Source organism: Alcanivorax sp. MD8A (genome assembly GCF_002888555.1).
Taxonomy (GTDB): domain Bacteria; phylum Pseudomonadota; class Gammaproteobacteria; order Pseudomonadales; family Alcanivoracaceae; genus Alcanivorax.
Genome location: NZ_AQOQ01000022.1, coordinates 49,159 through 55,716, shown reverse-complemented (window position 1 = coordinate 55,716; position 6,558 = coordinate 49,159). Strand labels below are relative to the sequence as shown.

The following is a 6,558-nucleotide window of genomic DNA, read 5'->3' as shown; positions in this document are numbered from 1 at the left end:
GCGCCCGGACATTGGGCGCGGCCTCTTTCGTTGGAAAACCTTTTGGAGCAGTAGGGGCCGCGATGCGAGGGTTGCGCATTGCGAAAGGCAAAGGGAAAACCTACCGTCTGCGTGCCTTGGGGTTGGCCCTTCACACTTGCTGCTCGTTCCTGCAAACGAAAGAGGCCGCGCCCAAGCCTGGGCGCGGCCTCGATACTTTCTGTCACCACCACGCGTTTCACGCGCCGCTATTCACTGTTAACTGTTAACTATTCACTGCCTTACCGAACCAACCACAAACTCAACTGCGGAATATAGGTAATCATCAACAGCGCCACGATCAGTACCAACATGAACGGAATCGTGGAGGCGAACAGTTCGGTGACTTTCTTCTTGAAGCGATAGCTGGCGATGAACAGGTTCATGCCTACCGGCGGGGTGATGTAACCGATCTGCATGTTGGCCACAAAGATCACACCCAGATGCACCGGATCGATGCCGTAGCGCAGGGCCACGGGCAGGATCAGGGGCACCATGATCACCAGTGCCGCGAAGATATCCAGCAACGCCCCCAGCAGCAACAGCAGGATGTTGAGCAGAATCAGGAAGGTGATCTTGCTCTCCACGTGGGTCTGGATCAGGGTGAACAGCTTCTCGGGCACCCCGGCGTAAACCAGGTAATCGGTGAAGGCCAGGGCCACCGCCAGAATCAGCAGAATACCCCCTACCATGATCATGGAATCACGCATGATCGACGGCAATTTACGCAGCGAAATTTCCTTGTACAGGAACACCTCCGCCACCAGCACATACAGGGCCGTCACCGCGGCGGCTTCACTGACCACCAGGAAGCCCGAGAAGATACCGCCCAACACCACCAGCGGCAGCGGCAGCTCCCAGCGGGCTTCCCACAGGGCATCCACCAGCTCACGAAAATCAAACGGCTGACGCGGCACCGCCTTGCCATTCATGGCCGAGCCACGGGTTGCCCATACGCAGTAGCCATACAACAGGACGATCATCAGCAGGGCAGGCACCAGCCCCGCCAGGTACAGATCCACAATTTCTACCGAAGGCATATCCAGCTGCTGGGACATCTGCTGGGCAATAATGCCGTAGATCAACAACGGAACCGACGGCACCAGCAACAGGCCAAGACTGCCTGATGAGGTAACCAGGCCAAGGCTGAATTTTTCCGGATAATTGCCTTTCACCAGCGCCGGCAACAACAAGGCGCCGAGAGCCACGATGGTGACACCGGAACCGCCGGTCAGGGCGGTAAAGAAGGCACAGGCAATCAATGACACAAAGGCCATGCCACCGGGCATCCAGCCAAAGGCCGCCTGGCTCAGGCGGAGCATGCGGTCGGCGGTTTTCGACTCACTCAACAGGAAACCGGCAAAGGTGAACAATGGCAACGCCATCAGCACCACGGAATTGCTGAGCTGGTAGATATCGATATGAAGCACGGCCAGCTCGATTTCCAGGGTGTAAAACCCGAGAGCCGCCGCACCCAGAATAATCGCGTACAGGGGCGCGCCCATCAGGGCCAGCACCACCAGCAAAATTATCGCTGCGGTAATCATGCCACCGGCTCCTGCATTTTCGGCCTCTTACCGATCAGGCCGAGCGCAAACAACACCACATAACGCACCGCCATCACGGAAAAGCCCACAGGAATAATGGCCTGCAACAACCAGCTCGGGACACTGCCGAACGCGGGCGTCGCATACTCGTATTCCTCGATCACGAACCCCACGCTGTACCAGGCCACCAGCACACAAATGAACGCCGTAAACAGGTCTACGGCGACAGTCAGGTAAGGGTGATACTTTTCCGGCAGCAAGGTCGAGGCCACATCAATACGAATATGCTCGTCGTTTCTGGAAGCGATCATCGCCCCCAACAGGCCGATCCATAGCACCGCATTCTGCAGCAGCGGTTCAATCCAGATCAGGCTGGTGCCAAAGAAATTTCGCAGAATGATCTGCGCCACCGCCAGCAGGATCATAAACAAAAGGACGGCCACGATAAGGCCGTCCTCGATATGATGCGCAAAGCGGTGTAAACCGCGTAGCAAGCCAGCCATTACTGACCCGCACGCTGCTTGGCGAGAATCCCGTTAAGGCGATCGAGCATGTCCTGGCTAATCTCGCCCTCTTCCACCAACTCGGCGGTGGCACGATCGGCGTAGTCTTTCCATTCGCTGTGCTGGGCTTCGCTGGGCTGGATCACTTCCAGGCCCTGTTGCTGCACCGCCTGGAACGCACTCAGGTTTTCCTTGCGGCTTTCCGTATCCAGCGTATCGAAGGTTGCACCCAACACATCGCGCACGACTTTCTGGTCTTCCGGGCTGATGCGCTTGAAGTATTTTTCGTGAATGCCCAACAAACCGAAGGTGTACAGTAACGGCATATCGGTCACGTAGTTCACCCGCGAGTACCACTGCAGGGTCAGTGCTGCCACTGGCGGCGCCGCGAAGGCATTGATGGCACCGGTCTGCAGGGACGTCAGCACGGCACCAATGTTCAGCATGATCGGCGACAATTCAAAAGCCTTGGACGCCTTGGCGGATGCTTCATCATTGGCTGGCAGCCACAGTTTCTGGTCACGCAGGTCATCCAGGCTTTTTACCGGGTTTTCCGACATGACGTAGGCAAAGCCTCCATCCACCAGACCGAAGCTGACCCAACCGCCTTCTTCCAGACCCTGCTCAATCACCGGGTCCAGTTCCGCACGCACCGCATCCACTTCGTCATAGTTGTTGAAGGCCAGCGGCACGTTGAGAATCTGGCTGTCCTTGTAGGCAGAGGCAAAGGCGCCACCCTGGGCAACCAGCCCATGGAGCTGACCAATACGGATCTTGCGCTCCACAGCCCGGTCATCGCCCATTACCCCACCGGGATAAATCTTGAGCTTCACGCGGCCCTCAGTCTTGTCGGCAATCTCCTTGCCGGCATTTTTCAGGCCGGTGACGATGGTGGTGCCGTCCGGGTACAGGGTGGAAATCTTCAGCGTGGTGGCGGCGCCAGCCACCAGCGGCAGCAAGGCCACCATTACAGTCGCGAGACGCAACATAATCAACTCCTAGAAATAATCATCGGCGTCGGCAAGCAGGGCTTTGGCCTGCTCCTGCGCGTAGGTATTTTGCAGGGTCAGGCCGTGAACGTTCGGGTCGGCCTCCAGTACCGCCTTGAGCAGGCGATCATGCAGCTCGCGGTCGAACATCAGGCGGGCATACTTTTCAGCATACATCACCGGCGCCAGCAGATTCTTGCCTTCCGACAGGTTCATGGCCTGCTCGAAATGGGCTTTGGCCACCTCAGGCTTGCCGCCCAGCGAGGCCGGCAGAATGCTGTTAAGCACGCCCAGGTACATGTGTGCCTGACCGTATTGGTAGCCTTCATCCAGCTCGGTCACTCGTTTCATGGTGGCCTCGACGCGGCCCAGTTCGGCGACAGCGTTCCAGTCGCTGGTATTCTGCTGGATGTAGCCGGCCCAAGCTCCACCCAGGGTAAACAGGACAGGCACATCGCCCTTGCCCGCGTCGGCCAACAGGGCCTCGTATTCCGGCACGCTAAGGCTGCGCAGCTCACAGTAATCCTTGTCGTGAGCACAGGCCGCCCGGAAGGCATAATTCAGGGCCTTGTTGCTCAGCTTGCGGGCACGGGCCGGATCTTCCACAAACAGGCCGGCATAGGCGCCGTAGAGGTCCGCACCGCTGGCCAGCAGCGATTCGCTTTCCGGCCAGTTTTCGATCAGCCCATCGACCATCAACAGGTAGGTCGGCAGGCCATCCTCGACCAGCTGCAGATCGTTGTTGTTGAGTATCCCGTAAGGCAGGTTGTCATCGACTCGGGCCAGAGAGCAGCCCTGTAGCGCAAGTACCGCTACGCAAAAAAGTGAAGGGACCAACCCGGGGAGGAAGCGCCACTGCATAGGTCGCCGGTATCCTTTCATTATTGTGACCGATTGTTTTGGCTGTCTTTATAGCAGCCCACCGGGGCTAACTCAAACACGCGCATGGCTCTTTCCCCGTGCCATCAGGCCAAAAATGCCACCCAACAGGCAGCCACTGACCAGCCCGGCCAAATGGGCGGCGTTGGCCACCACAGACGACAGCCCCACAAAGCAGATCACCATCCACGCCAGCATGAACAGGACGATTTCCCGGCGCAGGGCATAGCCGGCGCCCGGGTTGAGGCGCCCGTAAATCCACAGGTAACCCAGCAACCCATACACCACTCCAGACAGCCCGCCGAACAGGGGCCCACTGTGAAGGAATTGCGCCACATTGGAGATCCCTGCCGTCACCAGGGTCACCAGTAACAGCTGGGCCGAAGACTGGTGACGCTCAATCAATCGCCCCAGATCTGCCCACCACAGCAGGTTGAAAATGATATGCAGAATGGAAAAGTGCAGCAGCATGGGGGTAATCAGGCGCCAGGGCTGGCTGGCCAGCCCTTCCAGGGACGAAGGGAACAACAGGGCACGGTACACCCCGTCGCCAATCAGGTAGGGGGTCAGGAAAATGGCCACGCATAGCACCAGACCGGTTTTGGTCACCCAGCCCATGCTGGCCAGCCAACCGCCGGACAGCAATGGCTGGGGCTGCCCGGTCAGGGGCTCCAGCGGCTGGCGCCCCTGACCCCGCTTGAGATCCGCGATCAACTCTTCGGTAAGCTGACGGGCATGGGGGTACTGCCCGGGGTCCGGGATCACCAGCACACATTGCTCATCAGCTTCATGACGCTCCACCTGAAAACCATTGCGCGTCAGGGTGCGTTCGATCAGGTCTGCCAGTTCAGGCTGGGGTGTACGAATCAATTCCATGCCAGCCCCTCCAGGGCCTGTTTGCGTTGTGTCGGGTTCAGGTCAGCCAGGTTATCCACCTGCTGCCAGAAACAGTCCCACTGCTGCTGGCACTGCGAAAACAGCCGGGCAAAGGCCGGCACATAGGCATTGTAATCACTGACACCGTTAAGCTGGGCATTGTTCAACGGCCCGTCGAAGAAACGCTGGTAGCCTTTCAGGCCCTCAATGCGTTCACGGTCTGCCGCGAAGCGCTGCCGAGCCTGCTGCTGGATACGGGCCTTTCCGGCGGCCAGTTTCTGTTCGTCACGCTCACGGGTATACAGCTCATCCAGCGCCTCACGGGCATCGCCGATAATGGCCAGAAACGCCGCCTTTGCCCGATCCCGTTGAGACCAATAATCGTCAGGCAGCGGCGCCTTTATAAACGCAAAATATTGCACCGCTCCCTCTCGCCCCACCATGGTGGCCAGAGATTCGTTAAAGCGGGTGTCACCCTTGATATAGATCCGGCGATGGACCAGCTCATGGATCAGCAGCTCAGCCAGGGAGGGCCGGGAGCGCTGAATCATCGGGGTGGTCAGCGGGTCAGCAAACCAGCCCAGCGTAGAATAGGCAATCGCACCGCCTACCCAGGTATCAAACCCTTCGTCCTGGAGCGCCGCCGCCTCACGGTCTGCGCGCTTGCGGTCAAAGTAGCCCCGGTAGCTGACACACCCTACCAGCGGGTAACACCAGGTTTTGGGGGTAAGGGACCAGGCCGGCGCGGCCAGCACATTCCAGACCACCGCCTCCTGCTCCAGCGACACATACTGGTGGTAGACATCCTCGGCCGGCAAATCCAGGTGGTTCCCCGCCCAGTTCACCACCTGCTGACTGAATTGAAGTTGGCGCGCCACCGCCGGCGGTGTGTCCGGGTCCGCCAGCACCGAGTCCACCGGCTCGCGCTGGCTCATCAATGACCAATGCCCAGCGATCGCCTGGCGGTAATAACCCAGTTGGCAACCGGCCAGCAGCCAGGCCAGCAAACAGAGAAGAAAAAAACGGTGGGCGCGTCGCATCAGGCCCGTGACATGAACTTGCGTTCGGCGGTATTCACCCGCACCTTTTCGCCTTCCACAATATACTCAGGCACCTGCACCACCAGGCCAGTGTTGAGGGTAGCCGGCTTGGTCCGGGCCGACGCTGACGCCGCTTTCATGGCCGGGGCCGTTTCGGTGACTTCCAGCACCACTGACGCCGGCAATTCGAGCCCGATAACCGCATCGTCCACCTTCAGGGCCAGTACCCCTTCCGTGTCTTCGGTGATAAAGGCCAACTCGTCGCTAATGTCATCCTGCTTGAGTAGGTATTGGGAAAAGTCCTCGTTGTCCATGAAGATGTAATCCTCGCCATCCACATAGGAAAACTGCACGGGACGACGCAACAACTCTACTGTAGTCACATCCTCATCGCCCTTGAAGCGTTCTTCGAACTTGGGCCCGCCCCCCACGGCACTGGCCTTCACACGGTACAGGGTGGCAGCCCCACGGGCAGACGGGGACTGCACCTCGATCTGGCGAATGGCATAGAGGGAGCCGTTGACTTCGATAACGTCGGATTTCTTGAGTTCGCTGGCGCGGGTCATGGGAGAGGCGTTCCTGAAATTTCGATGCGCCAATACTACAACAAACACTCCGCGCAAGCTTCACACCCGCACACCGGTGACCGCTCTGCCTATTTTGCAAGCATGCTCACACAAGGGTCACCGGAACTGTGGGAGCGGTG

Annotated in this window: 7 protein-coding genes; all 7 read right to left on the bottom strand. The window is 59.0% G+C overall.

Translation table 11 applies throughout. From position 1 onward, the window contains the following. Positions 1-260: 260 nt before the first annotated feature. Positions 261-1,565, bottom strand: a complete 1,305-nt coding sequence (locus A15D_RS12130) for a TRAP transporter large permease (RefSeq protein WP_102792157.1) — start codon at positions 1,563-1,565, stop codon at positions 261-263. Next, positions 1,562-2,008 (bottom strand): TRAP transporter small permease, encoded by a 447-nt coding sequence (locus tag A15D_RS12125; protein WP_233192221.1) that lies wholly within the window; start codon positions 2,006-2,008, stop codon positions 1,562-1,564. Before A15D_RS12125 ends, A15D_RS12130 begins: the two co-directional genes overlap by 4 nt. A 59-nt stretch (positions 2,009-2,067) precedes the next feature. Then, the gene (gene dctP / locus A15D_RS12120; protein ID WP_102792155.1) at positions 2,068-3,057 is read right to left on the bottom strand and encodes a TRAP transporter substrate-binding protein DctP; all 990 of its coding nucleotides are present in this window, start codon (positions 3,055-3,057) and stop codon (positions 2,068-2,070) included. A 9-nt stretch (positions 3,058-3,066) separates the two neighbouring features. Further along, positions 3,067-3,918 (bottom strand): TRAP transporter TatT component family protein, encoded by an 852-nt coding sequence (locus A15D_RS12115; protein WP_102792154.1) that lies wholly within the window; start codon positions 3,916-3,918, stop codon positions 3,067-3,069. A 72-nt stretch (positions 3,919-3,990) separates the two neighbouring features. Next, a complete protein-coding gene (locus A15D_RS12110; protein ID WP_102792153.1) occupies positions 3,991-4,812 on the bottom strand; it encodes a rhomboid family intramembrane serine protease in 822 nt (273 codons plus the stop codon). Further along, complete coding sequence (locus A15D_RS12105; protein ID WP_102792152.1) at positions 4,803-5,852, bottom strand: aminopeptidase; 1,050 nt, start codon at positions 5,850-5,852, stop codon at positions 4,803-4,805. Before A15D_RS12105 ends, A15D_RS12110 begins: the two co-directional genes overlap by 10 nt. Next, complete coding sequence (yeiP, locus tag A15D_RS12100) at positions 5,852-6,418, bottom strand: elongation factor P-like protein YeiP (RefSeq protein ID WP_102792151.1); 567 nt, start codon at positions 6,416-6,418, stop codon at positions 5,852-5,854. The genes A15D_RS12105 and yeiP overlap by 1 nt, the downstream gene beginning before the upstream one ends. Between the last annotated feature and the right edge of the window lie 140 nt (positions 6,419-6,558).